This window comes from Vibrio diabolicus, assembly GCF_011801455.1.
GTDB lineage: Bacteria > Pseudomonadota > Gammaproteobacteria > Enterobacterales > Vibrionaceae > Vibrio > Vibrio diabolicus.
The window spans coordinates 2,021,785-2,045,944 of the sequence record NZ_CP042451.1 but is presented as its reverse complement, the minus strand read 5'-3'; the positions used below and the strand labels follow the sequence as shown (position 1 = coordinate 2,045,944).

The 24,160-nt window shown below is 44.8% G+C and carries 25 protein-coding genes; 15 read left to right on the top strand and 10 right to left on the bottom strand.

Annotation, left to right across the window (positions count from 1 at the left end; translation table 11 throughout):
* The first annotated feature begins 4 nt into the window (after nucleotides 1-4).
* The 7 genes from hisD (at nucleotide 5) to hisIE (ending at nucleotide 6,273) form a co-directional block, all read left to right on the top strand.
* Entirely contained in the window at nucleotides 5-1,297 is a 1,293-nt protein-coding gene (gene hisD, locus FR741_RS09750) for a histidinol dehydrogenase (protein ID WP_005390871.1), read from the top strand.
* 18 nt (nucleotides 1,298-1,315) lie between these two features.
* Nucleotides 1,316-2,356: a histidinol-phosphate transaminase gene (gene hisC / locus FR741_RS09745; protein ID WP_104969274.1), complete on the top strand. Its 1,041-nt coding sequence runs from the start codon at nucleotides 1,316-1,318 to the stop codon at nucleotides 2,354-2,356.
* Between the two features lie 65 nt (nucleotides 2,357-2,421).
* A complete protein-coding gene (hisB, locus tag FR741_RS09740) occupies nucleotides 2,422-3,495 on the top strand; it encodes a bifunctional histidinol-phosphatase/imidazoleglycerol-phosphate dehydratase HisB (protein ID WP_167426722.1) in 1,074 nt (357 codons plus the stop codon).
* A gap of 26 nt (nucleotides 3,496-3,521) precedes the next feature.
* A complete protein-coding gene (gene hisH, locus FR741_RS09735; RefSeq protein ID WP_005450758.1) occupies nucleotides 3,522-4,136 on the top strand; it encodes an imidazole glycerol phosphate synthase subunit HisH in 615 nt (204 codons plus the stop codon).
* Between the two features lie 12 nt (nucleotides 4,137-4,148).
* Nucleotides 4,149-4,886 carry a 1-(5-phosphoribosyl)-5-[(5-phosphoribosylamino)methylideneamino]imidazole-4-carboxamide isomerase gene (hisA, locus tag FR741_RS09730; RefSeq protein WP_167426721.1) on the top strand — a complete coding sequence of 246 codons (738 nt, stop codon included), beginning with the start codon at nucleotides 4,149-4,151 and terminating at the stop codon, nucleotides 4,884-4,886.
* Nucleotides 4,868-5,641 (top strand): imidazole glycerol phosphate synthase subunit HisF, encoded by a 774-nt coding sequence (gene hisF / locus FR741_RS09725; protein WP_167426720.1) that lies wholly within the window; start codon nucleotides 4,868-4,870, stop codon nucleotides 5,639-5,641. Before hisA ends, hisF begins: the two co-directional genes overlap by 19 nt.
* The gene (gene hisIE / locus FR741_RS09720; protein WP_104969276.1) at nucleotides 5,638-6,273 is read left to right on the top strand and encodes a bifunctional phosphoribosyl-AMP cyclohydrolase/phosphoribosyl-ATP diphosphatase HisIE; all 636 of its coding nucleotides are present in this window, start codon (nucleotides 5,638-5,640) and stop codon (nucleotides 6,271-6,273) included. The genes hisF and hisIE overlap by 4 nt, the downstream gene beginning before the upstream one ends.
* 283 nt (nucleotides 6,274-6,556) lie before the next feature.
* On the opposite strand, the gene FR741_RS09715 is transcribed toward hisIE, so the two are convergent.
* From FR741_RS09715 to FR741_RS09700, 4 genes are all read right to left on the bottom strand, one after another.
* Nucleotides 6,557-7,060 carry a YchJ family protein gene (locus FR741_RS09715; RefSeq protein ID WP_167426719.1) on the bottom strand — a complete coding sequence of 168 codons (504 nt, stop codon included), beginning with the start codon at nucleotides 7,058-7,060 and terminating at the stop codon, nucleotides 6,557-6,559.
* Nucleotides 7,061-7,140: 80 nt separating this feature from the next.
* Nucleotides 7,141-8,355 carry an EAL and HDOD domain-containing protein gene (locus FR741_RS09710; RefSeq protein WP_005378158.1) on the bottom strand — a complete coding sequence of 405 codons (1,215 nt, stop codon included), beginning with the start codon at nucleotides 8,353-8,355 and terminating at the stop codon, nucleotides 7,141-7,143.
* Between the two features lie 98 nt (nucleotides 8,356-8,453).
* The gene (gene lpxH, locus FR741_RS09705) at nucleotides 8,454-9,191 is read right to left on the bottom strand and encodes a UDP-2,3-diacylglucosamine diphosphatase (protein WP_006743038.1); all 738 of its coding nucleotides are present in this window, start codon (nucleotides 9,189-9,191) and stop codon (nucleotides 8,454-8,456) included.
* Nucleotides 9,192-9,251: 60 nt separating this feature from the next.
* On the bottom strand, nucleotides 9,252-9,746 hold the full coding sequence (locus tag FR741_RS09700; protein ID WP_005390900.1) for a peptidylprolyl isomerase: 495 nt from the start codon (nucleotides 9,744-9,746) through the stop codon (nucleotides 9,252-9,254).
* Nucleotides 9,747-9,949: 203 nt separating this feature from the next.
* Here FR741_RS09700 and cysS point away from each other — a divergent pair, with 203 nt between their 5' ends.
* Both cysS and FR741_RS09690 read left to right on the top strand, forming a co-directional pair.
* Nucleotides 9,950-11,332, top strand: a complete 1,383-nt coding sequence (gene cysS / locus FR741_RS09695) for a cysteine--tRNA ligase (protein WP_005390902.1) — start codon at nucleotides 9,950-9,952, stop codon at nucleotides 11,330-11,332.
* 87 nt (nucleotides 11,333-11,419) lie between these two features.
* On the top strand, nucleotides 11,420-11,998 hold the full coding sequence (locus FR741_RS09690) for a thymidine kinase (protein ID WP_005378154.1): 579 nt from the start codon (nucleotides 11,420-11,422) through the stop codon (nucleotides 11,996-11,998).
* A gap of 61 nt (nucleotides 11,999-12,059) precedes the next feature.
* Here FR741_RS09690 and FR741_RS09685 read toward each other — a convergent pair whose 3' ends face one another.
* Genes FR741_RS09685 through FR741_RS09675 form a run of 3 tightly spaced genes read right to left on the bottom strand, consistent with a single transcriptional unit; the run spans nucleotide 12,060 to nucleotide 14,423 of the window.
* The gene (locus FR741_RS09685) at nucleotides 12,060-12,698 is read right to left on the bottom strand and encodes a YdcF family protein (protein WP_167426718.1); all 639 of its coding nucleotides are present in this window, start codon (nucleotides 12,696-12,698) and stop codon (nucleotides 12,060-12,062) included.
* Nucleotides 12,695-13,522 (bottom strand): NAD-dependent epimerase/dehydratase family protein, encoded by an 828-nt coding sequence (locus FR741_RS09680; protein ID WP_109168487.1) that lies wholly within the window; start codon nucleotides 13,520-13,522, stop codon nucleotides 12,695-12,697. The genes FR741_RS09685 and FR741_RS09680 overlap by 4 nt, the downstream gene beginning before the upstream one ends.
* 22 nt (nucleotides 13,523-13,544) lie before the next feature.
* Nucleotides 13,545-14,423 (bottom strand): LysR family transcriptional regulator, encoded by an 879-nt coding sequence (locus FR741_RS09675; protein ID WP_005390908.1) that lies wholly within the window; start codon nucleotides 14,421-14,423, stop codon nucleotides 13,545-13,547.
* Between the two features lie 89 nt (nucleotides 14,424-14,512).
* Here FR741_RS09675 and FR741_RS09670 point away from each other — a divergent pair, with 89 nt between their 5' ends.
* Nucleotides 14,513-14,971 (top strand): PACE efflux transporter, encoded by a 459-nt coding sequence (locus FR741_RS09670; RefSeq protein ID WP_005390910.1) that lies wholly within the window; start codon nucleotides 14,513-14,515, stop codon nucleotides 14,969-14,971.
* Between the two features lie 37 nt (nucleotides 14,972-15,008).
* Here the strand turns inward: FR741_RS09670 and FR741_RS09665 are convergent, their stop codons facing one another.
* The gene (locus tag FR741_RS09665) at nucleotides 15,009-15,242 is read right to left on the bottom strand and encodes a TIGR02647 family protein (protein WP_005378148.1); all 234 of its coding nucleotides are present in this window, start codon (nucleotides 15,240-15,242) and stop codon (nucleotides 15,009-15,011) included.
* A 299-nt stretch (nucleotides 15,243-15,541) separates the two neighbouring features.
* On the opposite strand from FR741_RS09665, the gene focA reads away from it, so the two are divergent.
* The gene (gene focA / locus FR741_RS09660; RefSeq protein WP_005393324.1) at nucleotides 15,542-16,402 is read left to right on the top strand and encodes a formate transporter FocA; all 861 of its coding nucleotides are present in this window, start codon (nucleotides 15,542-15,544) and stop codon (nucleotides 16,400-16,402) included.
* An 83-nt stretch (nucleotides 16,403-16,485) separates the two neighbouring features.
* Here the strand turns inward: focA and FR741_RS23720 are convergent, their stop codons facing one another.
* Together FR741_RS23720 and FR741_RS09655 are read right to left on the bottom strand one after the other, a co-directional pair.
* Entirely contained in the window at nucleotides 16,486-16,611 is a 126-nt protein-coding gene (locus FR741_RS23720) for a hypothetical protein (protein ID WP_254903806.1), read from the bottom strand.
* Between the two features lie 366 nt (nucleotides 16,612-16,977).
* On the bottom strand, nucleotides 16,978-17,790 hold the full coding sequence (locus tag FR741_RS09655) for an ABC transporter permease (protein ID WP_065645351.1): 813 nt from the start codon (nucleotides 17,788-17,790) through the stop codon (nucleotides 16,978-16,980).
* A 462-nt stretch (nucleotides 17,791-18,252) separates the two neighbouring features.
* Between FR741_RS09655 and torE the strand changes: the two genes are divergently transcribed.
* The 4 genes from torE to FR741_RS09635 all read left to right on the top strand — a co-directional run bounded on the left by torE (nucleotide 18,253) and on the right by FR741_RS09635 (nucleotide 24,094).
* Nucleotides 18,253-18,432, top strand: coding sequence for a trimethylamine N-oxide reductase system protein TorE (gene torE / locus FR741_RS09650; protein WP_005378141.1), 180 nt, complete (start codon nucleotides 18,253-18,255; stop codon nucleotides 18,430-18,432).
* A gap of 50 nt (nucleotides 18,433-18,482) precedes the next feature.
* The gene (torC, locus tag FR741_RS09645; protein WP_031780338.1) at nucleotides 18,483-19,667 is read left to right on the top strand and encodes a pentaheme c-type cytochrome TorC; all 1,185 of its coding nucleotides are present in this window, start codon (nucleotides 18,483-18,485) and stop codon (nucleotides 19,665-19,667) included.
* Between the two features lie 25 nt (nucleotides 19,668-19,692).
* Nucleotides 19,693-22,155, top strand: a complete 2,463-nt coding sequence (gene torA / locus FR741_RS09640) for a trimethylamine-N-oxide reductase TorA (RefSeq protein ID WP_041156583.1) — start codon at nucleotides 19,693-19,695, stop codon at nucleotides 22,153-22,155.
* A 199-nt stretch (nucleotides 22,156-22,354) separates the two neighbouring features.
* Nucleotides 22,355-24,094 carry a glycoside hydrolase family 36 protein gene (locus FR741_RS09635; RefSeq protein WP_167426717.1) on the top strand — a complete coding sequence of 580 codons (1,740 nt, stop codon included), beginning with the start codon at nucleotides 22,355-22,357 and terminating at the stop codon, nucleotides 24,092-24,094.
* Nucleotides 24,095-24,160 lie beyond the last annotated feature (66 nt).

Below are 24,160 nucleotides of genomic sequence, written 5' to 3'. Positions count from 1 at the left end.
CATCATGAGAACAGTCGTTTGGCAATCTTTAAGTGAAGAGCAGCAAGATTCGATCTTAGAACGTCCTGCTATTGCAGAAGGTGCAAATATCACTGCAGCAGTGTCTGAGGTTATCGCTAAAGTTAGAAATGAAGGCGACTCTGCTCTCAACGAGCTGACAGAAAAGTTTGATCGCGTTAAACCTGAGTCCATTCGTGTTTCTTCTCAGGAAATTAAAGCCGCTTCAGAGCGCTTGTCTGAATCAATGAAAAACGCATTAGAGCAAGCTTATGCCAATATTTCTAAATTCCACAAAGCGCAAAAGCCACAGCCAATTAAAGTCGAAACTCAACCGGGTGTGCTTTGTGAACAGGTAACACGTCCAATTCAAAAAGTGGGTTTGTACATTCCTGGTGGTAGCGCGCCATTGCCATCGACGGTTTTGATGCTTGGCGTGCCTGCGAAAATTGCTGGCTGTCGTAAAGTTGTGCTTTGCTCTCCGCCTCCAATCGCTGACGAGATCCTTTACGTAGCAAAATTGTGTGGCATTGATGAAGTGTACAACGTCGGTGGTGGTCAAGCTGTTGCTGCAATGGCATATGGTACAGAGACCGTATCAAAAGTTGATAAGATTTTTGGCCCGGGTAACGCTTACGTGACGGAAGCAAAGCGTCAGGTGAGCAATGATTTCCGTGGCGCAGCGATTGATATGCCAGCGGGTCCTTCGGAAGTTCTTGTGATTGCGGATGAAACAGCGGACCCAGATTTTATTGCGGCGGACCTTCTAAGTCAGGCAGAGCATGGACCTGACTCTCAAGTTGTACTTGTGACGCCATCAGCCATTATTGCAGATCAGGTGACAGATGCCGTTCGTCGTCAATTGAAAGAGTTGTCTCGTTCAGAGATTGCAGAAAAAGCGCTCGCATCGAGTTTAATCATTATTGCTGAATCGATCACCCAAGCGATCTCTATTTCTAATTATTATGGCCCTGAGCACTTAATTGTTCAGACTAAGAACCCACGCGAGCTTCTGCCTCTATTAGACAACGCAGGTTCGATCTTCCTTGGTGATTGGTCGCCTGAATCTGCAGGTGATTACGCATCGGGAACTAACCACGTTCTTCCTACTTACGGTTACACACGGACATATTCAAGCTTAGGTTTGGCTGATTTTTCTAAACGAATGACGGTTCAAGAGCTTTCAGCTGACGGTCTTAAAAATCTTGCGCCAACGGTTGTCACCATGGCTGAAGCAGAAGGTCTGGACGCCCACAAACGTGCTGTTACTATCCGTGTAGAAAAATTAGCAAGTAAGTAAGAATAAGAGAGTAAAGAGATGGAAAAGCTAGCGCGTAAACAAGTCCAACAACTAACACCTTATCTTTCGGCTCGCCGAATTGGTGGTACAGGTGACGTATGGCTGAACGCCAACGAATCGCCATTCAACAATGAATACAAAACAGACTTTGCTCGTCTTAATCGTTACAGCGAATGCCAGCCGAAAGAACTGATTTCTGCTTACGCCGCGTATGCTGGAGTGAAGCCAGAACAAACGCTGACTTCTCGCGGTGCAGATGAAGGTATTGAGTTATTGATTCGTGCTTTCTGTGAACCGGGTGAAGACGCGATTTTATACTGCCCACCGACTTACGGTATGTACGCCATCAGTGCAGAAACCATCGGTGTAGAGCGCAAAACGGTGCCGCTAACGTCAGATTGGCAACTAGACCTCGCAGGTATCGAAGCGAGTCTGGATAACGTAAAACTGGTTTTCGTATGCTCGCCAAACAACCCAACGGGTAACTTAGTTAAGCGTGACGATATTGTCTCTCTGCTTGAGATGACAAAAGACCGCGCAATCGTGGTCATGGACGAAGCGTACATCGATTTTTGTCCAGAAGCGTCAACAGTAGATTTATTGGCAGAATATCCAAATCTAGCGATTCTGCGTACTCTGTCGAAAGCTTTCGCGCTTGCTGGTCTTCGTTGTGGATTTACGCTAGCAAACGAAGAACTGATTAACGTCCTTCTTAAAGTGATCGCACCATATCCAGTACCGGTTCCAGTTGCTGAAATTGCTACTCAAGCGCTCTCTGAAGCAGGCCTAGCGCGAGCGAAGTTCCAAGTTCTCGACTTGAACGCAAACCGAGCTTACTTACAAGTTGGTTTGTCGATGATTCCGGGTCTGGAGGTTTTTGAAGGGTGGGGTAACTACTTATTGGTGAAATTCCCAGATGGCGATGCTCTTTTCAAAGCCGCTTGGGATACGGGCATTATCCTGCGTAACTCGCCAATTGAGAACTGCGTGCGTATCAGTGTTGGTAACCGCGACGAGTGTGAAAAGACACTGGGTTTCATTAGAAACTACTATTCATAAATAGAATTCTCAACGTTCTCGGTTTATGCCGAGAACGAAACAAGATTAGTAATAAGGAAGTTCGAGTGAGCAAGCAACAAAAAATCCTATTTATCGACCGAGATGGCACGCTGATTGTTGAGCCACCGATTGATTTCCAAGTTGACCGCTTGGATAAGTTAAAACTAGAGCCATTTGTTATCCCAAGCCTGTTGTCGTTGCAGGATGCAGGATACCGTCTAGTGATGGTCACGAACCAAGATGGTTTGGGTACTGACAGCTACCCACAAGAAGATTTTGATGCACCACACAACATGATGATGGAGCTCTTTGAGTCTCAAGGTGTGAAGTTTGATGACGTGCTGATTTGTCCTCACTTTGAAGAAGATAATTGCTCATGCCGTAAGCCTAAATTAGGCTTGGTAAAAGAGTACCTTCAAGGTGGCAAAGTGGATTTCCAAAACTCTGTTGTGATTGGCGATCGTCAAACCGATCTTCAACTTGCAGAAAACATGGCAATTCGTGGTATTCAATACAACCCAGAAACCATGGGCTGGAAACAGATCCTAAAAGATCTGACGGTGAAGGCGCGCGTAGCTGAAGTGGTTCGTACCACAAAAGAAACAGACATCAAAGTAATCGTTAATCTTGATGAGCAAGGCGGTAACGATATCTCTACAGGTCTTGGCTTCTTTGACCACATGCTGGATCAAATTGCGACGCACGGTGGATTCCAAATGGTGTGCAAAGTGGAAGGTGACCTGCACATTGATGATCACCACACAGTAGAAGATACCGCTCTTGCGTTAGGTCAAGCGTTGAAAGAAGCACTGGGTGACAAACGTGGTATTGGTCGCTTTGGTTTCAGCCTGCCAATGGATGAGTGCTTGGCACAATGTGCACTGGACCTATCTGGTCGTCCTTACCTTAAGTTCGATGCGCAGTTTAGCCGTGAGCAAGTGGGTGATCTTTCAACAGAGATGGTGGTTCACTTCTTCCGTTCTTTAACTGACACACTAGCGTGTACACTGCACCTTTCTTCTGCGGGCAACAATGATCACCACATCATTGAGAGCCTATTTAAAGCGTTTGGTCGTACTCTGCGCCAAGCAATCAAAGTAGAAGGCACTGAGCTACCGAGTAGTAAAGGCGTACTTTAAGGCTAACGTTAGCAAGGAGAAAAACAGTGACAGAACAGAAAGTTGTCATTATCGATACTGGCTGTGCCAACGTCTCTTCGGTGAAGTTTGCTATTGAACGCCTAGGTTATGACGTAACGATTTCAAAAGATCCACAAGTTGTATTGGCGGCTGACAAGCTATTTCTACCGGGCGTGGGAACCGCCAGCGAAGCGATGAAGAACCTAGAAGAGCGTGACCTTATCAGCTTGGTAAAACAGGTAGAAAAGCCACTGCTAGGTATCTGTTTAGGCATGCAACTGTTGGGCAAAGTGTCTCAAGAAAAAGGGCAGAAAGCCGACGAGTTAGTTGAGTGTCTTGGACTTTGTGACGGCGAAGTGAAGCTACTACAAACCGGCGACTTACCGCTGCCGCATATGGGCTGGAACACGGTGTCTGCAAAAGCAGGTAACCCACTGTTCAAAGGTATTGAAGAAGGTGAGTACTTCTATTTTGTGCACAGCTTTGCGATGCCAGTTGGAGACTACACTATTGCCGAGTGTGAATACGGCAACCCGTTCACAGCAGCAGTACAAAGCGGCAACTACTACGGTGTGCAGTTCCACCCTGAGCGTTCTTCAAAAGCGGGCGCGAAGCTTATTCAAAACTTCTTAGAATTATAAAAGGGATTTAGTGTGATTATTCCAGCTCTTGATTTAATTGAAGGACAGGTGGTTCGCCTTTATCAAGGTGATTACGGCCAAGTAACCGAATACAAAGTTGACCCAGCAGAGCAGTTTAACTTGTACCACCAAGCGGGCGCTAACTGGCTGCATTTGGTGGATTTAACTGGCGCGAAAGACACGACAGCACGTCAACTTGATTTGATTGCAAAGCTACTAGCAAGCACGCCAGCGAACATCCAAATCGGTGGCGGAGTGCGTACAGAGCAAGACGTGATTGACCTGTTAGAAGCTGGTGCTCAGCGTGTTGTTGTTGGTTCTACAGCAGTAAAACAGCCAGAACTTGTGAAAGGTTGGATGGAAAAATACGGTGCAGAGAAAATCGTTCTCGCGCTAGACATCAACATATATCAAGACGGCACGCGTAAAGTGGCGATCTCTGGTTGGCAAGAAGACTCAGGCGTGACCATCGAAGCTCTGATCAACGATTACTTAACGGTAGGTTTGCAGCACGTGCTTTGTACGGACATTTCTCGTGATGGTACGCTAGAAGGCTCAAACGTTGAGCTTTACATCGACTTATGTAAACAATACCCACAAGTGCAGTTCCAATCTTCAGGTGGCATCGGTTCATTAGCGGATATCGAAGCACTAAAAGGCAGCGGTGTTGCTGGCGTTATTGTTGGTCGTGCATTGTTAGATGGTAAGTTCACAGCAGAGGAGGCGTTTGCATGTTGGCAAAGCGAATAATTCCATGTCTTGATGTTCGTGATGGACAAGTGGTGAAGGGCGTTCAGTTCCGCAACCACGAAATCATTGGCGACATCGTTCCTCTGGCGCAGCGTTATGCTGAAGAAGGCGCTGACGAGCTTGTGTTCTACGATATTACCGCTTCAAGTGATGGGCGTGTCGTTGATAAAAGTTGGGTCGCTCGCGTTGCAGAAGTGATTGATATTCCGTTCTGTGTGGCTGGTGGCATTAAATCAACAGAGGACGCGGCGCGCATTCTTGAGTTTGGTGCAGATAAGGTATCTATTAACTCTCCTGCCTTGGCGAACCCTCAGTTGATTACTGACCTTGCTGATAAGTTTGGTGTGCAATGTATCGTCGTTGGTATCGATTCATACTATGACAAAGAGACGGGCAAGTATCAGGTTTACCAGTTTACTGGTGATGAAGAACGCACCAAAGCGACCCAATGGGAAACGCGTGATTGGGTGCAAGAAGTACAAAAACGCGGTGCTGGTGAAATCGTACTGAACATGATGAACCAAGACGGCGTGCGTAACGGCTACGATATTGAACAACTTAATATGGTGCGTGAAGTGTGTAACGTGCCATTGATTGCATCGGGTGGTGCAGGTGCCATGGAGCACTTCGCAGAAGCCTACCAAAAAGCAAATGTGGATGGCGCGCTTGCCGCGTCGGTATTCCACAAGCAAGTCATCAATATTGGTGAACTAAAGCAGTATTTGAAACAACAAGGCATTGAGGTACGACTATGAGTGTGAAAGCCGCCGAAGTAAGTTCGCTAGCTGAGCGAATCAACTGGGAAAAGGTGGATGGTCTGGTACCTGCCATCGTACAAGATTTTCAATCAAGCCAAGTGCTGATGATGGGTTACATGAACCAAGATGCGTTGGCAAAAACGGGCGAAACGGGTCAAGTGACGTTTTTCTCTCGTACCAAAGAGCGTCTTTGGACCAAAGGGGAAACCTCAGGCAATGTATTACAATTGGTGAACATGCAGCTCGATTGCGACAATGACACACTGCTAGTTAAAGTGAATCCTATTGGTCCGACTTGCCATACTGGAACAACAACTTGTTGGGATGGAGATCCGCAAGAGGAGTCACAAATGGTGTGGCTTCATCAACTTGAGCAGCTATTGGCTGCCCGCAAGAGTGCCGACCCAGATTCCTCTTATACTGCCAGTCTTTATGCCCGTGGCACCAAGCGTATTTCGCAAAAAGTGGGCGAAGAAGGCGTTGAAGTCGCGCTTGCGGCGACGTCGGGCGATAAGGCGGAGTTAGTGTGTGAATCAGCAGACTTGATTTACCACTTAATGGTATTGCTTCAAGACCAAGGCTTATCGATGAATGACGTAGTGAACAAGTTGAAAGAACGTCATAAGTAAACTTGCTTATAGATAAGTGAAAGCCCCTATGCTCTCGAGTCTAGGGGCTTTTTTTAATTTAGTGTTCTTGATTCGGGGGTAAAAACCGGCAACAGTGCTGGTGGCGATTAGATTCTGAATCACGCTCGTCCCTCGCTGTTCAGAATGACGGTATATTTTCTAATGGTATTTGAAGTCGCGTTATCTATTTCAAACGAAAGTACATATTCACGTTATTCCGACGAGCTTAGGTGAGATCAGGAATCTCATTAAAGCGAGCTCAATAAGCTAAACGTGGATGCCTTTACCCACAACACTTCTTAAACTTCTTACCGCTTCCGCAGATACACGGATCGTTACGACCTAGCTTTAGGCTACTAACTGGCTGGCTCAATCGTGGATCCTGTTCTGGCTCTTCTTCAGGAAATGTGCCGTCAATGTAGTACCAAAGCCCATTTTCTTTTACGAAGCGAGAACGTTCTGTCATACAGTAGCGTTTGCCGTCTTCATCAAAATAAGCGCTAAACTCGACAAAGCCTTCATTGTCATTACTGCCAGCTTCTGTTTTTAATACTTCAAGTTTGCACCAATCGCTGTCGATAGATTGGGCAATGCCTTCTCGTTGTTCTTCTGCATTACAGCTTGGATGGTACGTGTTCACCACGTAATCTACTAGACCTAACACATGCGCACTGTAACGAGAGCGCATTAACTGCTCCGGAGTGGTAACGTCAGCATGGTTATTGTGGGCAATTTCACAACACTGTTGGTAGGTGCGGTTAGAGCAGCAAGGACAAGAAGAAGCCATAAAATGAAATCTCGATTAATTAAGCGGTAAAAACAAACAACCTCACAATTGCGAGGCTGGAGGTGAGGCATTATAGCGGTTTAGGGCGTTTGAGACAGCAGTTCTTGAGCCCACTCGGTAGATTGATTAAAAGCGTCTGCTAATTGAGGCTCGGTTAATTTAAGAACGGTGCAATACCGCTCAGCTAATTCCCAGTCTGCTTGTTCGTAGGCGATCGTCATTGAAAGTAAGTGGCCAAGTACGCCTTTTCGACTGGTTAAAGCGAGTTTTATATCTTCGTCAACGGGGATATCTTCAATGACATCCGAGAGCGGTTGATCGAGCAAAGATCCGAGTAAAGAAAACATGCCTGTCAAAAAAGCCTGCCCAGGGTCATACCTAGTGTTCATTTGACTAAGTAACAGTTCACACATTCTTGCACGCTGAATCGCTAAAGAGTAAAGAGAGTCAGGTTTATCCTCTTGAACGGACGCAATGGCAACTAAGGAAATAAAGCGTCGTAGTCGCTCTTCACCCAGATAAATAAGCGCTTGTCTGAACGACTTAATCTTGGTCGTTAATGTATAGCCTGAATTAACGTAAGTAAGCAGCTTGTATGATAGCGTCACATCAATCGAAAACAGACGTTCCACTTCATTGAAATCGATAGGCTTATCAGCAATCTCTTTACACAGCTGGATGACTGTCAGAAATGCGGGGTTCAACCGTTTTTTCTGGATCATCTCAGGCTTGCTGAAAAAATATCCCTGAAAGTAGTTAAAACCTGCTTCTAAAGCTTGCTCAAACTCTTCGTAGGTCTCTACTTTTTCCGCAAGAAAGTCGATTTTAAATGGGCTCAATGCCTGAATAAAAATAGCGGCTTTCTTGATCGGTACGAGTCGAATGTCAAACTTGATCATGGAAACGTATGGAAGAAAACGTTTCCAAGCCTTCGTCGGCACAAAATCATCTAAAGCAATTTTGTATCCGCACTCATGAAGGTGCTTGATGGCTTCTAGCAGCTCTTCTGTCGGTTCACAATCTTCAAGGACTTCAATGACGAGAGACTCTTTGGGAAACAGAGTTGGGACTAGATTCACCAAGCTTTGATGCGGAAAGTTAACAAAGCCAAGTTTGTTCCCTAATGTGTTGTAATGCGTCGACAAAAAATGATCGGATAGCAGTCGACTAGTAGCCAGCTCTGGTTCTACTTCAGGGAAGGTATTTTTAGGACCGTCTCGAAAGAGAAGTTCGTAACCTATGGTTCGTTTTTCTCTATCCAGAATCGGTTGGCGAGCTACGTAAGAATACTTCAATTAGGTACTTCGTTCTGTTTAACTTAGTATTATGATAATAGCGATTTTTTACAAAATATCTACGACTTGAGCGTGAATCTTCTACACGCTCTACATGCTTAACGCAAATTCTGTATGAATGGTCTCGTTTGTAGGTCAAAGCCATCAGAATTTACTTGTAAAACTGAGCCTTGCGTATACCAATCCCCTAAAACTATCCGGGTCTTTTTAACGCCATCGACGTCAAAAAAATGTGTATTCGGGCGATGAGTGTGACCATGAATCATTAAGTTGACGCAATTCTGAGACATCACTTTCTCGACTTCATTTTGATTGACGTCCATGATGTCCAAAGGCTTGCTCATTTTATCATCACGAATATCGGATTGAACTTTTGAGACAATTTTCTTCTTAATAAACCAAGGAATGTGATTAAACAGCCATTGCAACCAAGGTTGATGAACAGTCTTACGGAATTTTTGATAATCAATGTCGTCAGTACACAGGGTGTCACCGTGGAGAATAACCGCTTTAGTACCATAAAGGTCTATGAGGCTAACTTCATCCAGTAATGTAATGCCTGTCTCTTTACAGAAGCGTTTTCCCAATAGGAAGTCGCGATTGCCCTGAATGAAATAAACAGGAACGCCAGTCTTTGTTAGTTGCTGGAACTCAGTACGGATTTGATTGGCAAAAGGAGTTTTGTCATCGTCTCCAACCCAAAACTCGAACAGATCGCCTAATACATAAAGTGCATCGGCTTTCGTTGCTTCTGTTCGCATGAACGTCACAAAACATTCCGTGATATCCGGACGCGATGGGGTGAGGTGAAGATCGGAAATAAATAATGTTGTCATAGAAATAAGGGGAAGCGATGCCTCCCCATTAAATTATCTCTTAGAAATAATTCTTACGAATTATTCTTCAATTGTTGTACCAGTGATTACTACGTCCTCTAGAGGTACGTCTTGGTGCATGCCGTAAGAACCAGTGCTAACGCCTTTGATCTTATTTACGATGTCCATGCCTTCTACAACTTCACCGAATACACAGTAACCCCAACCATCTAGGCTTTCGCTACGGAAATCTAGGAATGTGTTGTTGTTTACGTTGATAAAGAACTGAGAGCTTGCTGAATGCGGTTCCATAGTACGTGCCATAGCAAGTGTACCCACTTTGTTGCTTAGGCCGTTGTTTGCTTCGTTCTTGATAGGTGCACGTGATGCTTTTTCACGTAGACCAGGTTCCATGCCACCACCTTGGATCATGAAACCGTCAATAACACGGTGGAAAAGAGTGTTGTCGTAAAAGCCATCGCGGCAGTACTGAAGGAAGTTTGCGCTAGTCTCTGGCGCTTTCTCTTCGTTTAGTTGAATCTTGATGTCACCAAAATTAGTGTGAAGGGTGATCATGCTACTTTCCTTTACTGTGTTGTGTTGAGCCCGAGATTCTAGCCTAAGTTCTAGTGCTTTAAAAACTCAGGAAGAGGAAATTCTTCGTTTTGTGCTTGAAGTTTAGCCGATTATCGTTTTATCGGTTAATTGCTATTACCTAACCAGGTCGGAGTTGATATACTCGACTTTCTTTTATTCATTCACAATCATAGATAGAGATCATGTTAAAGATATATAACACACTCACAAGACAGAAAGAGGAATTCAAACCAATTACAGCTGGCAAAGTCGGCATGTATGTCTGTGGAGTTACCATCTACGATCTCTGTCACATCGGTCACGGTCGCACTTTTGTCTCCTTTGACGTGGTATCACGTTACCTTCGTTACCTAGGTTACGATCTAACGTTTGTACGCAACATCACAGACATTGATGATAAGATCATTAAACGTGCGGCTGAAAATGGCGAGTCTTGTGACTCATTGACCGAGCGCTTGATCGGTGAAATGCACGCAGACTTCGACGCATTAAACATGAAGCGCCCAGATATTGAGCCTCGTGCAACCCAGTTTATTCCAGAAATCATCGAACTTGTTCAAAAACTGATTGAACGTGGTTTTGCTTACGTTGCGGATAATGGCGATGTAATGTTTGAGGTTCGCAAGTTTGACGAATACGGCAAACTGTCTAAACAAGATTTGGATCAGCTGCAAGCGGGCGCGCGCGTTGATGTCGAAACAGCCAAACGCAGCCCACTAGACTTCGTTCTTTGGAAGATGTCTAAACCAGGTGAACCTACGTGGGAATCACCATGGGGCCCTGGTCGTCCAGGCTGGCACATTGAATGTTCTGCTATGAACTCTTCAATCCTAGGTGATCACTTTGATATTCACGGTGGCGGCTCTGATCTTCAATTCCCACACCACGAAAACGAAATCGCGCAATCATGCTGTGCACACGACACTAAGTACGTAAATACTTGGATGCACAGTGGCATGGTGATGGTAGATCGCGAGAAGATGTCTAAGTCTCTAGGCAACTTCTTTACTATCCGTGACGTACTTGGTCACTACGATGCAGAAACGGTTCGTTACTTCCTTATGTCTGGTCACTACCGTAGCCAGTTAAACTACAGCGAAGAGAACCTAAACCAAGCACGCGCTTCGCTTGAGCGTCTATACACTTCTCTACGTGGTTTGGATCTAAATGCTGCTCCTGCTGGTGGTGAAGAGTACGTATCTCGCTTTACAGCAGCGATGAACGATGACTTCAATACGCCAGAAGCGTACTCAGTTCTGTTCGACATGGCGCGCGAAGTTAACCGTCTGAAAACAGAAAACCTAGAGAAAGCGAGCGAGCTAGGTGCGCTTATGCGTGAACTAGCAGATGTGATCGGTATTCTTCACCAAGATCCAGAAGCCTTCCTAAAAGGTGATGCAGGTAACGATGATGAAGTGGCTGAAATCGAAGCTCTTATCAAGCTGCGTAACGACTCTCGCGCTGCGAAAGATTGGGCGAATGCAGATATGGCTCGTGACAAGCTAACCGAAATGGGCATTGTTCTGGAAGATGGTCCAGAAGGCACAACGTGGCGTCGTAAGTAATTGAATTTTCAATTTTAAAGGGCTGATAATTCAGCCCTTTTATTTTCCATTTCCATAAATTAAAACTTTAACTTTAGGTAATGCTCTGTGGCTCAGATGTATTTCTATTACTCAGCAATGAATGCGGGTAAATCAACAACGCTTCTTCAATCCTCTTTCAACTATCAAGAACGCGGCATGACGCCAGTTATTTTTACGGCGGCACTAGATGATCGCTTTGGTGTCGGTAAAGTGAGCTCTCGTATTGGTCTTCAATCTGACGCACACTTGTTTCGTCAGGATACCAATTTATATCAAGAGATCGCAGCTCTGAATGAGGTTGAGAAACGTCACTGTATTCTTGTTGATGAGTGTCAGTTCTTGTCGAAAGAGCAGGTTTACCAACTTACTGAAGTTGTTGATAAACTACATATTCCAGTATTGTGTTACGGCCTTCGCACCGATTTTCTAGGCGAACTTTTTGAAGGCAGTAAGTACCTGTTATCTTGGGCAGACAAGTTGGTTGAGCTCAAAACGATCTGCCACTGCGGTCGCAAAGCGAATATGGTTATTCGTACCGATGAACATGGCGTGGCGATTAAAGAGGGCGATCAAGTTGCGATCGGCGGTAACGACAAATATGTCTCCGTGTGCCGTCAGCATTACAAAGAAGCACTCGGTAAATAATCCGTATTAATACAGAAAAGCCACCGTAATCGGTGGCTTTTTGTTGTCTGCTAGAAAGGGCTTAGACTAAGTCAAAACCAAATCTCTCTAGCAAAACCTGGTAAGACGATTCGACTTGCAGAGGGATGTTCTGCTCGGTTTGAAATCCTTTCTCTGGATAGCTTTTTACACGAGAGAAATCTTCCATTAGTGCTTCTAGCACCATCATTAATGGCATGTCTTCATTAATATACTCAAAAAACGGATGAGCCGTAGAGCTTACTTGGAGCTGGGAGTAGGGTGACTGCCACTGTTTTTCAAATGTCGCTATAGCTCTGCGTTCCATAAATGGTTTTTGCACCAGAATAAACGATGAGCAATTTTTTCCTTCCTCTTTCAATCGCTGCTCAGTAAAGCGAACGTTTTCTCCACTGTTGGTGGATTCAGTTTCGAGCAAAATTGCTTCACTGGGCACACCTGACATCTTGGCAATCTCGGCAAAAGTTTCCGCTTCGCTTTTTTCAAACAGTCCATCGGTAAAACGACCTTCTCCCCCTGAAAATACAATCAAAGGCGCTAACTTTTGGTGGTACAGGTTTGCTGCATGTTCTGCTACACGCACATCGTTACTGCACATCACAAACAAACAGTCTGCGGGTTTCAGCTCATGTTTGAGTTGCATGTAATCCCAAAGTGTTTCTATGTGTCGATAGAGTTTCATAGCGCGTCCAAAGTTGAGTTGAAATGAAATTGATAGCCAAGTGAGAGTAGTTTGTCTGCGAGAATGCGCTTATCCGTTTGTTCTGTGACTGGTGGAAGAGGTATCTCACTTTCGCTCTTATTTATAGCGGCTTGGTAGAACTCCGCCTTGCTGACGGTATGCGGTGTGGTCACGTTAATAACTTGGTTGCTTAAATTATCTAAAGCAAATTTGACCGCCGATACTGCATCGTCTTGATGAAGCATATTAGCAGGCGCTTTACGACTGACTTGTTTTAGTCTCATTGCAAAGCGAGAAGGGTGCCTGTCTGGCCCCATTAGCCCGCTACAACGCATAATGACGAAGCTAATATTAGAGTCGATAACATGCTGCTCGGCTTGCAGCATAATACGTGCATTGTCAGAGAAATAAGGGCTGTCGGCTGCTAAAGAGAGTGACGCATCTGCTTCTTCCATATCTGAAGCTAGGTTGGGATACACCGTTGTAGAGCTAATCATAACGAGCTTTTCAACGTTGTTTTGCTTTGCTGCGTTTGCGAGCATTTGCCATTGTTGGGCGTATTCTTGTCCGCGTCCTTTACGAAAACCAGGGGGAAAAGCACCGACAACGTGAGTAATTTGATGTTGCTTAAGCAACTCATCTAGCCGTTTCGCCGCGTTAAGTTGATTAAAATCGAATAATGCGGAGTGAGTTAATGAAGCGGGTAACTCGTTTAACCGAGCTTGGTTACGACGAGTAACGACAACGTGGTGTCCGTCTTTCATCAAAGTTTCTGCTAGCGGAGTTCCGAGCCAGCCTGCACCTACGATCAATGTATTTGCCATTTGGGTCTTCCTACTTACTTATTTATGTCTGCTCGAATAGATTGAGCAGCTCTGCTTTGGCTTGTTGATGGAGGGGATCTGAATGCCATTTCTGATGTTGAATAAGGTCAACATTGACTTGCCAAGCCAGCTTTGTGAAATCATCCCCAACTCTTTTCAGTGTGTTCGGTGAATACGCGACTAAATGCTCCGGAAGAAAGCACCAACCAAACCCTTTATTCGCTAATTCCAACAAAATATAGTAGTTATCAGCGTACCAGATATCCGGGCTGAATGCTTGATTGAGACCACATGGCTCTGCGTTTTTGGAGCGTATGACCAGTTGACGATGTTGTTTGAGTTGATCAATGTGAGTGACGCGTTGCTGTGCTAGAGCGTGCGTTGAAGAGACATAGACATCGAACGCAATGTTACCAAGATTAGTGAAATCGATATGTCTTGGCATTTGTAAGTCACTCAAAATAATCCCAGTAGTGGCGCGCTCCGATTTGACCAATTCAATGATATCCGGACTTGAAGCTGTTAAGCATTCAACTTGCAAATGTGGAAAGCGTTGCTCTAAATTTTTTAGCACGTCGGGCAAGCGAGTCAGAGGAATCCCTTCATCAATGGCTAAAACCAATTTATTCGTTGGTGTTGAAAAAAGCTGTGATGCTCTGTTGTTCAATCGGTCTAGTTGGCTGATTGCCGCTTGTGCATAAGGTATGAGCGCGAGGCCACTCTCGGTTAATTTCGGATATCGACCAGAGCGATCAAATAGATCAACACCACAGTCGACCTCCATATTTATGATGTGTTGGCTGACTACGGATTGAGCTCGCCCCAGTTTTCTTGCCGCGCCTGAAAATGATCCGGTTTCTGATGTAGCAATGAAAGCTTGCAGTTGTTCGATGGTAAACATATCGCTTTTGCCGATGGTATCTAACTTTTTGTTATCTGAATAATAGATAAAATTCTAAGCATTGAGTAGAACTATTTGGACAGAGAAATATGACTCGTAACGAACGAATTTTTCATGCAGTACTTTTTGAGTTAATCGCACTCGCGATCATTGTGCCAGCGGCTTCATTGATCACCGGAAAGGGATCGAGTGATCTCGCGTTAGTTGGGATTGGGTTGAGCATGTATACCGTCGTGTGGAATTACATCTACAACTTGTACTTTGACAAGTGGTTTGGCAGCAATCGAACTGAGCGAAGTTTAGCAATGCGTTTTGGGCATACAATTGGATTCGAGGGAGGGTTGATCTTTATCTCTATACCCGTCATTGCTTGGTTCTTAGAAATTACGCTTCTCCAAGCTCTGGTGTTGGAAGCTGGCTTCCTAGTGTTCTTCCTATTTTATGCCACAGGCTTTAATTGGTTGTACGACAAGGTGCAGCCATTTAGCAAAATGAAAAAACGATTAGCACCGCAGGTTTCGGCAGGAACAAAATGCAGGGACCAATAAAAAAACGCCACCGAATTCGGTGGCGTTTTTGTTCAAATTACACAGAAAGGACTCTTAAAATCTTATCCGCATGCTCTGCGACTTCAATACCTTCATCTGTTAAATAACCACCATCAGGCTGTGTACAAAGTTGCTTCTCGTATAGACGAGCAACGGCTGCCTGCATTTCTTCTGACGCGTCTGTATGAACTTTAATACCAGTTGCAGCACTACTTAGGTCGAACTGAAGAAGTAGGTTCAATTCGGCGATATGTTCAGCTGAATATTTCATAAATGATTCCTTTACGCTTTTTTTACCAAGCTAGTCTGAAAAGAAGAGTTGAGCAACATTAAACGATAAGAAGTGTTAAGTATGGCGCTATCAGGCTGATATAACGCAGGATCTTTGTTCGAAAGGCAGAATACTTGTTAAGTATCAATGATAGTTACGATTGCTAATGATAGTTGACTTTTATCGGTTGATCTCCCGATAACAACATTTTTAGTAAACATGTCAAATAGCGCTTGAAAAAGTAGGGAAATGGAGCGATTATCCGCGCCTCTTTAATTGTTTCTAAATGTTACACCACAATGAACTTCAATCAGTTTGACTCACTATTACCGCCTCAGGCTGCGGAACGCGCGGCTGAAGTGGGGGTAGGTAAAGCAACTAAAGCACCGATCAAATCTTTTTTATTGGCAATTTCTGCCGGACTTCATATTGGTATTGCGTTCATCTTTTACACCACGGTGACAACAGGTGCAGGCGACCTTCCATGGGGTATTACCAGGCTAATCGGTGGCCTAGCCTTCAGCCTTGGTTTGATTCTTGTTGTCGTTACAGGTGGTGAGCTTTTCACTAGCTCAGTATTAACATTGGTAGCGCGAGCGAGTGGAAAGATCTCGTGGCAAGCGCTCATCAAAAACTGGTTTGTGGTTTATTTCGGCAACATGGTTGGTGCTCTTTTGTTGGTAGCATGCATGTTGGTCACCAAGCAGTATATGTTTGATCACGGCCAAGTTGGCCTCAACGCGATGGCGATCTCTCAACACAAATTGCACCATGGTTTCTTTGCTGCTGTTGCGCTTGGCATCATGTGTAACGTGCTGGTGTGTATTGCTGTTTGGATGACGTTTAGTGGACGTACATTAACTGACAAAATAGCGGTCATGATTCTGCCAGTAGCTATGTTCGTGTCGGCAGGTTTCGAGCACTGTATTGCGAACATGTTCCAAGTCCCCATGGCGATTGGAATCAAATATTTTGCACCGGAAGCATTTTGGCAAATGACAGGGGCGGATATTGCAAACTATGCGGACTTAAACATGATGGGGTTCATCGTAAATAACCTTATCCCTGTAACGATAGGGAACATCATTGGTGGCGGTGTATTCGTTGGTATGTGGTATTGGATGATTTATCTACGTGATGAAGACAAGCATTTACGATAAATCTAAAAGAACAAAAGAAAGGCGAGCCAAATGGTTCGCCTTTCTTTTATTCATGTCGATAAGTTTCACACAAATCGAGTGAGTTAAATCAGCTCTTCATTGATGCCAAAATCGGTTGGGAGCCAATGAGAAGTCACTTCCTTTGGTTCTTGAACGAGCCAGTCCAGAGGTGCATCGGATAGGAGTTCATCGTAATTTTCTTTGATCATTAAGACATCCATGTACGTCTCTCCAAGTTTGTGGTCACTATCTTTACTCTAAAATTAGAATATGTCAGGCAAGTGATCAAAGCATGACGATTAGATTGATCACTTATGTTGCTATGTTTCTGGTTGCGTATGGGTTTAGGGTGTTTATCCACATTTTCTGTGGATAACCTGTCTCAAAGGCCGTGCGTATCTAAACTTGCAAAGAAAATTTCATAAAATTAGAGGCTTATACTCGAGATAATTCTGTCTGACTTTTCTCCAGAAAGCGTCTTGATGAATGTTTAAAGAATGGATGAGTTATTCAGTTAAAAGTGCGTTTGACTTGATAATACAAGCCCTTCCACTGGCTTTGTTCACACGCTTAAACTATCTATGAGTTTTGGTTGGTTCTGGTTGTTGGATTTTTATTTTGATCCGGCCTTCTTTCGTTTGTACCCAGCTCAGTGTCATCTCCAGCGTAATAGCGACGGAGGTACTCAACATGACGAAAATAGCCAGCATAATCACCAACTGATATTTAATTGCAACCATCGGGCTTGCGCCACCTAGAATTTGACCAGTCATCATGCCTGGCAAGGTAACCAGCCCTGTAGTGGCCATAGAGGCTAAAGTTGGAGCAAGTGACTTTCTAAGGGCCTCTTGAATGAAGGGGAATGATGCATAACGAGGAGAGGCACCAAGTGAGATAGCAGCCTCGTATTCTGATTGTCTCTGTTCAAAAGCCGTAAATAAATTCTGCAGTGCGATGATGTTACTACTTAAGCTGTTACCCAATAGCATGCCCGCAAGTGGGATCATGTACTGGGCGTTGTAAATAGGGGATGGCTGTACTAGGCCTGCGGTAATCGCTATAAGAAGTGGAATTAGGCCACAGGTTAAGCCTGTAAGAAGAGGAAGCATAAGTGGCTTTTTAGGCAGGCGAGCTTTTCCTGCAATTGAGCTTGCACCAATCAGTAACATGATGGCAAGCCAAAGTATATTGACCAGTAAGCTGTTTAATTGAAAAAGATACTCTAAATACACGCCAATCAATATGAGCTGAAGTGTCATACGAATAACACTGATGATCGTGTCTTTCGCAATCCCTAATTTGTAGCGGGCATTAATAAAGAAGGGAACCAACAAAATCAGACCAAACAATGCCAGTTTGGTCCAACTTATATCCACCACGCTATCCATAATCGCTCCTCGAAAATCCGCGAATAATTGTAACTAAGCTCCTCCTTTATATGAACATCAATGTGCATTTTTTGATGTTCTCAACGTAAACCTTTACCGCTATTCTCGTCATTATTTTGCATCATTTTATTCACAACTGATTATCTTTTGACGGGTTTTTAAGCCAATTTATGACCCGTTAATTACTATCCAAATGTAACTTATGTTTGGTAAATGTTGTTGTTTTAACAATTGATTAAAAGACTTATTTTGTCACATCTGTTCATGTTTTTTAATAAATAACATCAATCAATCACATCTCTGGATGAGCTCAAAAAAGTGTTGAATTACAAGGCCTGAGAGCTCTTATTTGATTGAACCTTACTATTAGTATGGTCTAACATTTTCCATTAGAGATTGTAAAAAACTTAAGCTTGGTTACGCGGGCTTTTCAATAACACTAGATACAAAATAGGCAAATGTATGAGTGATGTTAATAAAATTGAGAGTGGTGAAAAACGCTCCCTGGAGTGGAAGTCGTTCCTCTTCATTGCAGTTGTTCTCTTCCCAATTCTGAGTGTGGCTTTTGTCGGCGGTTACGGGTTCATCGTTTGGATGTTGCAAGTGTTCTTCTTTGGACCTCCAGGCGCGCACGGCATGTAAGCCTGTGAGCTCATAACCACACTTTTGAAAAGATTTTAAGAGAGCAAATAATGAAATCATTAATCATTAAACTGTGGCGTACCATGACGCGCCCAGCTGTACATATCAGCCTAGGTGTGCTGACTATGGGCGGCTTCATTGCTGGTGTTATCTTTTGGGGTGGCTTTAACACCGCTCTAGAAGCAACCAACACAGAAGAATTCTGTATTAGTTGTCACACAATGCGTGACAACGTGTACGTTGAGCTGCAAGAAACGGTTCACTGGAAAAACCATTCAGGCGTTCGTGCTACTTGCCCTGACTGTCACGTTCCTCATAACTGGACAGACAAAATTGCTCGTAAAATGCAGGCATCTAAAGAGGTATTTGCACAGGTATTTGGCAACTACGATGAACCGGGTGTGTTCGAAGAGCGTCGTATCGAACTTGCGAAACACGAATGGGATCGTTTCTCGGCAAACAAATCTTTAGAGTGTAAGAACTGTCACAACTACGAATCGATGGATTTCGAGCAAATGTCTCCAACCGCTCGTATCCAAATGAAGCAAGCAGCAGAGAAAGATCAAAGCTGTGTTGACTGTCATAAAGGTATCGCGCATAACCTGCCAGCAGGTATGGACAGCATCGGCGGTATCGTGGGTGACCTAGAAGGTATGACTTCAAATACAGATTACTCAGTAGGTCAGCAACTAGTGAGTGTTCGTCACCTACCTATTTACTTTGATGCACAAGGCACTAAAGAAGCCGGTCTTCTTAACCCAGCATCGACCGTTAAAGTTCTTGAAGACAAAGGCGAGTTTGTTGAAATCGAAATCGATGGCTGGCGTAAAGCGAAAGGCTTTGGTCGCGTAATTCAAGAAGACTTCGGTAAGAACATTGCGACTGCGTCTCTGATGAAAGAAGCAGCGACAGATAGCAACATTGTGACGACTGGTGAGAAAAAAGTGGATGAGCTAACGGGTCTTCCATGGGAAAAAGTGGCGGCGAAAGTATGGCTTAAGAAAGAGTCTATGCTGAACGACATCAATCCTGTTTGGGAAAAATCTCGTGAAGCGTACAAGACCAACTGTTCTGTATGTCACACGCAACCTGCGGAAGCGCACTTCGACGCGAACACCTGGCCAGGTATGTTCGACGGTATGTTGGCGTTCGTCAACCTAGATACAGACAGTGAAGCCCTGATCTTGAAGTATCTACAGAAACACTCTTCAGATTATGCTGAAGGTCACCACTAATAAGCGTCGGATTGGAGTAATTTAAATGGCTATTACACGAAGAAGTTTTCTTAAAGGTGTAGCAACCACAAGTGCAGCGTCAGTTATTGGTCCTAGCTTATTGGCGTCCGCCTCTGCCAATGCTGTTGAGACGACAGGTACTTGGAAAGTAACAGGTTCTCACTGGGGCGCGTTCCGCGCCCACATCTACGCGGGTAAAGTTCAAGAGATCAAACCGCTAGAGCTAGACAAAAACCCAACTGAAATGCTAAACGGCATCAAGGGCATTATTTACAGCCCTTCACGTGTTCGTTACCCAATGGTTCGTCTAGATTGGTTGAAGAAACATAAATACAGCGCGGATACTCGCGGTAACAACCGTTTCATCCGCGTGACTTGGGATGAAGCGCTAGATTTGTTCTACCGCGAACTAGAACGTATTCAAAAAGACTACGGTCCATGGGCGCTACACGCAGGTCAAACGGGTTGGAACCAAACAGGTTCATTCAACAACTGTACCGCGCACATGCAACGTGCAGTGGGTATGCACGGCAACTTCATTACGAAAGTAGGTGACTACTCGACGGGTGCAGGTCAAACCATCATGCCTTACGTACTTGGTTCAACCGAAGTTTACGCACAAGGTACGTCTTGGTCTGAAATCCTAGAGAACTCTGACAACATCGTTCTTTGGGCTAACGACCCAGTGAAAAACCTTCAAGTAGGTTGGAACTGTGAAACGCATGAGTCGTTCAAGTACCTAGCACAACTAAAAGAAAAAGTAGCGAAAGGTGAGATCAACGTTCTATCTGTAGATCCAGTGAAGAATAAGACTCAGCGCTACTTAGAGAACGATCACTTGTACATTAACCCGCTGACAGACGTAGCGTTCATGCTTGCTGTGGCGCACGTGCTGTACAACGAAGACTTGTACGATAAGAAGTTTATTGATACTTACTGTCTAGGCTTTGAAGAGTTTATTCAATACGTTCAAGGTAAGACAAAAGATAAAGTAGAGAAAACACCAGAGTGGGCTGCGGCTATCTGTGGCGTGAAAGCGGACAAGATTCGCGAATTCGCGCGTATGCTAGTCAGTGGCCGTACACAGATCCTGATGGGTTGGTGTATCCAGCGTCAAGAGCACGGTGAGCAACCATACTGGGCGGCGGCTGTGGTTGCTGCAATGGTTGGTCAAATCGGTCTACCTGGCGGTGGTATCTCTTACGGTCACCATTACTCAAGTATCGGTGTACCTTCAACTGGTTTCGCGGGCCCTGGTGGTTTCCCTCGTAACCTTGACCAAGGTATGAAGCCGAAGTGGGACAACAACGACTTTAACGGTTACAGCCGTACTATCCCAGTTGCACGTTGGATCGACTGTCTGCTAGAACCAGGCAAAGAGATCAACTACAACGGCGGTAAAGTGAAACTGCCAGACTTCAAGATGATGGTGATCTCGGGTTGCAACCCATGGCACCACCATCAAGATCGTAACCGCATGAAGAAAGCGTTCCGCAAACTTCAAACGGTTGTAACGATCGAGTTTGCTTGGACTGCAACATGTCGTTTCTCGGATATCGTTCTACCTGCGTGTACGCAATGGGAACGTAACGACATCGACGTATACGGTTCATACTCGAACAAAGGTCTGATTGCAATGCATCGTCTCGTCGATCCATTGTTCCAATCTAAGCCTGACTTCCAAATCATGAGTGAACTAACTCAGCGTTTTGGTCGCCGCGAAGAATACACTCGTGGTATGAGCGAGATGGAATGGATCGAAAGCCTATACAACGATTGTAAGAAAGCGAACGAAGGTAAGTTTGAAATGCCAGAATTCAACGAGTTCTGGGAGAAGAGCGTACTAGACTTCGGTGAAGGTAAACCTTGGGTTCGTCATGCGGACTTCCGTAAAGACCCTGAGCTTAACCCACTAGGTACGCCGTCTGGTTTCATCGAGATCACGTCTCGTAAGATCGGCCGTTACGGTTACGAACACTGTCAAGAGCACCCAATGTGGTTCGAAAAATCAGAGCGTTCACACGGTGGCCCTGGTTCAGACAAATACCCATTCTGGTTGCAGTCTTGTCACCCAGACAAGCGTCTGCACTCTCAAATGTGTGAATCTGAAGAGTTCCGTGCAACTTACGCGGTGCAAGGTCGTGAGCCTGTTTACATCAACCCAGCGGATGCGAAAGCGAAAGGCATCAAAGACGGTGACTTAGTGCGCGTATTCAACGGTCGTGGTCAGCTATTAGCTGGTGCTGTTCTTACTGACAGCTACCCACGTGGCGTTATTCGTATCGAAGAAGGTGCATGGTACGGTCCTCTAAACGAGAAAGAGGGCGCAATCTGTACTTACGGTGACCCTAACACGCTAACGCAAGACATCGGCTCTTCTGAACTTGCGCAGGCGACTTCTGCGAACACATGTATCGTAGACTTCGAGAAGTTCACCGGCAAAGTACCGCCAGTGACTTCATTCGGTGGCCCAATCGAAGTTGCTTAATGAATGCAATTTACATCAATCGAAATACCAGCCTTCGGGCTGGTATTTTTTTAACCAAAATTTCAGTGAGCGTTATCTCAATAATAAATTTGTGACGCTAAACGACAGTAGGATTCGTGACGTTGATAACGAATTGGGTGGGACAAGCAGGGGATAATGAACCAAGCTAAACAATAATAATTAAGTGAGTAGACTCTTTATGGCTCAGAGCATTCAATTGGCAAACCACATTGAGATCACTGTGAATAACAACGACTTCCAAGTTGAAGTTGAGGGTAATCAATTACATTTTTCTTTTGCTGGGCTTCACAATAAAACGTTTACCGACCGTGAAGTGTTGTTCGAGATGCCGTTTTTATATGAGCACGAGGCCAACGTGATTGGCGATGGATTCCAAATGCTGGCGCAAACAGCGGGAACGGTTAGCCATCCTGTTGATATTGGTCGCTGTCCAGACAACAACCCTTCTTATCGAATCTATCCCAAAGATGCCCCTAAGCGTTACTACAATTATTTAGTGGTGGAAGGCTCGGCTGGCTATACCTTGTTTGGCTTTACTTCATGTCACCGTTTTGCGGGCTATTTTGATGTTGTCCTGCGTGATGGACATTGGGTTTTATCTGCCGCGATTGATGGTGAGTTTACTCAAGTGGCGGATTGGGAAAGTAATCAACTTGAGTCCGTGGCGGTACTCTGTGGCCAATCTCTGTCTGAGCTTTATCAAATCTATGGCGAGATGATTGCAGAGCATCATCCTGTTCGCCAAGGTGTGACACAAGATGCGCCTGTCGGTTGGTGTTCGTGGTATGCCTACTACGCAGACGTGACAGAGCAAAACATCATGCAGAACGTTGATTGCATGCAAGATAAGCTTGAAGACCTAGAGTGGGTACTTCTGGATGATGGCTATCAAGCCTTTATGGGCGATTGGTTAATCCCATCGGATAAGTTTTCTGGTGGTGTGAAAGAGCTCATTCATAGTATCCGTGCAAAAGGCAAAAAGCCGGCGATTTGGATGGCACCCTTTATTGCTCAACCTGAGTCGGAGATCTTCAAACAACACCCAGAGTGGTTTGTTCGTCACAAAGATGGAAGCTTACTTAAAGCAGAAGATGTCACATACGGTGGTTGGCGCTGCACGCCTTGGTACATACTCGATACCTCAAACCCAGAAGTGCAAGACCATCTGACGAATGTGGTCTCTGTCATGAGACAAGAGTGGGGCGTTGAATTGTTCAAGCTAGACGCGAACTATTGGGGCACCTTGAAAGGTGTGCGTAAACAATCTGGTATTACAGGCGTTGAGGCGTATCGCTTAGGAATGGAAGCGATTGCTAAAGGCGCTGGTGATGCGTGGCTTTTAGGTTGCAACGCGCCAATGTGGCCATCTCTAGGGCTTGTGGATGCAATGCGTGTTTCTGATGACGTAGAACGCCATAGTCGTCGTTTCGAGCAGATAGCCAAAGAAACCTTTTATCGTAGTTGGCAGCATCGAAAACTGTGGCAAATTGATCCGGATTGCGCGACATTCACGTCATTAGCTAATCAAGCCGCATCCAGAGAAGAGTATGAATTTCATCGCACGGTGTTATTGGCGTGTGGTGGTTTGCTGCTGTCTGGCGATCCGCTCCCTGAGATTACGCCATTTGCAAAGAAGACATTGGCTAAGCTCATGCTACGTCAACAACGTAACCAAGAGTCAGCAAAGTTCACGGCTTTGAGTTTAAATCATGCGTTTTTAAAACTAACGACGAAGAATGACCTTCACTGCTTGTTTAACTATGCCAGCTACGGGGCGATGGAATTTACGCTGACGTCTGATCAACCGATGGATTGGTATGATTACTGGACAGGAGAAAAGCTAAACCAAGAACCTTGTCAGTTATTAATGGTTAGCGTTGATAAAGGGTTAAATGCGAAAGCGATCGTCACGGCATAACGTGAACCAAATCGTTCGATTATAAAAACAAGAAAGGAGCCTACTGTGGCTCCTTTTTCGTTTTGA

Coding starts and splice junctions, on each gene's coding strand:
- lpxH (WP_006743038.1), bottom strand. CDS start 9,191: ATGACAACATTATTTATTTCCGATCTTCACCTCACCCCATCGCGTCCG.
- hisD (WP_005390871.1), top strand. CDS start 5: ATGAGAACAGTCGTTTGGCAATCTTTAAGTGAAGAGCAGCAAGATTCG.
- FR741_RS23720 (WP_254903806.1), bottom strand. CDS start 16,611: ATGATCAAAGAAAATTACGATGAACTCCTATCCGATGCACCTCTGGAC.
- torC (WP_031780338.1), top strand. CDS start 18,483: ATGAAATCATTAATCATTAAACTGTGGCGTACCATGACGCGCCCAGCT.
- FR741_RS09675 (WP_005390908.1), bottom strand. CDS start 14,423: ATGTTTACCATCGAACAACTGCAAGCTTTCATTGCTACATCAGAAACC.
- FR741_RS09715 (WP_167426719.1), bottom strand. CDS start 7,060: ATGGCTTCTTCTTGTCCTTGCTGCTCTAACCGCACCTACCAACAGTGT.
- FR741_RS09680 (WP_109168487.1), bottom strand. CDS start 13,522: ATGGCAAATACATTGATCGTAGGTGCAGGCTGGCTCGGAACTCCGCTA.
- FR741_RS09655 (WP_065645351.1), bottom strand. CDS start 17,790: ATGGATAGCGTGGTGGATATAAGTTGGACCAAACTGGCATTGTTTGGT.
- FR741_RS09635 (WP_167426717.1), top strand. CDS start 22,355: ATGGCTCAGAGCATTCAATTGGCAAACCACATTGAGATCACTGTGAAT.
- torE (WP_005378141.1), top strand. CDS start 18,253: ATGAGTGATGTTAATAAAATTGAGAGTGGTGAAAAACGCTCCCTGGAG.
- hisC (WP_104969274.1), top strand. CDS start 1,316: ATGGAAAAGCTAGCGCGTAAACAAGTCCAACAACTAACACCTTATCTT.
- cysS (WP_005390902.1), top strand. CDS start 9,950: ATGTTAAAGATATATAACACACTCACAAGACAGAAAGAGGAATTCAAA.
- torA (WP_041156583.1), top strand. CDS start 19,693: ATGGCTATTACACGAAGAAGTTTTCTTAAAGGTGTAGCAACCACAAGT.
- FR741_RS09670 (WP_005390910.1), top strand. CDS start 14,513: ATGACTCGTAACGAACGAATTTTTCATGCAGTACTTTTTGAGTTAATC.
- FR741_RS09700 (WP_005390900.1), bottom strand. CDS start 9,746: ATGATCACCCTTCACACTAATTTTGGTGACATCAAGATTCAACTAAAC.
- hisIE (WP_104969276.1), top strand. CDS start 5,638: ATGAGTGTGAAAGCCGCCGAAGTAAGTTCGCTAGCTGAGCGAATCAAC.
- FR741_RS09665 (WP_005378148.1), bottom strand. CDS start 15,242: ATGAAATATTCAGCTGAACATATCGCCGAATTGAACCTACTTCTTCAG.
- hisF (WP_167426720.1), top strand. CDS start 4,868: ATGTTGGCAAAGCGAATAATTCCATGTCTTGATGTTCGTGATGGACAA.
- focA (WP_005393324.1), top strand. CDS start 15,542: ATGAACTTCAATCAGTTTGACTCACTATTACCGCCTCAGGCTGCGGAA.
- FR741_RS09685 (WP_167426718.1), bottom strand. CDS start 12,698: ATGAAACTCTATCGACACATAGAAACACTTTGGGATTACATGCAACTC.